Annotated in this window: 1 protein-coding gene; it reads left to right on the forward strand. The window is 44.0% G+C overall.

Annotated elements, in window-relative coordinates:
* Positions 1-949, forward strand: a 949-nt coding sequence (locus R8N47_RS23950) for a diguanylate cyclase domain-containing protein (RefSeq protein WP_318185943.1), incomplete at both ends; no start/stop codon positions are given.

The following is a 949-nucleotide window of genomic DNA, read 5'->3' on the forward strand; positions in this document are numbered from 1 at the left end:
AACATGTCATTGAAACCAAAAGCCAACTGGTTGTTCCCGATGCCCTTGCCGATGAAAAATGGTCGAATAATCCGGACATCAAACTTGGTATGCTCTCCTATTGTGGTTTGCCGTTGTTTTGGCCAAATGGAGAAACGTTTGGAACCATTTGTATGTTGGACTCCAAAGCCAATGAGTACAGCGAAACTTACCGGCAATTACTCAACACGTTCAAGGACTCGATAGAAGCTCAACTTGCTGTTGTCTACCAACAATACAAACTGTTGAGACTTAACAGCGAACTTAAAAATCGCGTAGAAAACCGAACCACTGACCTCGCCCAACTCAGCTTTTCACTCACTCAAGAAATTGACCGCCGCAAAGCCGCTGAAAGACAAGTTAACTACCAGAAAACCCATGACCAAGGTACCGGATTTCTTAATCGCGCCGCTCTGGAAGCTGTTGTTGAAGATACGCTTCAATCCCTAGAACACGGGCATCAGTCTTTAATTGTTATAAATGTGGGCTTTAGTAATGCGCGTAGCATACAAACTCGATACGGCTTTGAAGCGTTTGATGAGATCCTCAAAGAATTTCGTAAGCGCCTTGGGATGAACGATTCAAACTACTTCATTACTGGTCGCCCAAGTTCAAACGACTTAGTGCTTTTGTTATGGGGAGAAGATGCTGATTCGAAACTGCATAATCTGCTCGATAAAATCACTAATATCAGCGTGGGGAACTTCTACATCAACGACACAGAAGTGCATTTGCACTCCTACGTTGGCGTAGTTCAGGCTCATCGCTCGAGCAGTGCTAAACAGCTTCTACAAAATGCTTGTTACGCGATGTTGCTATGTAAAGAGTCGGGTGAAGCTTACAGTTACTTCTGTGAGAGCCACACGCATGAGTTGAACAACCATAATCAGCTCGAAAGTTATCTGCTCCAAGCTGTACGTAATGACGATTT

The organism is Vibrio sp. 2132-1 (assembly GCF_033344315.1).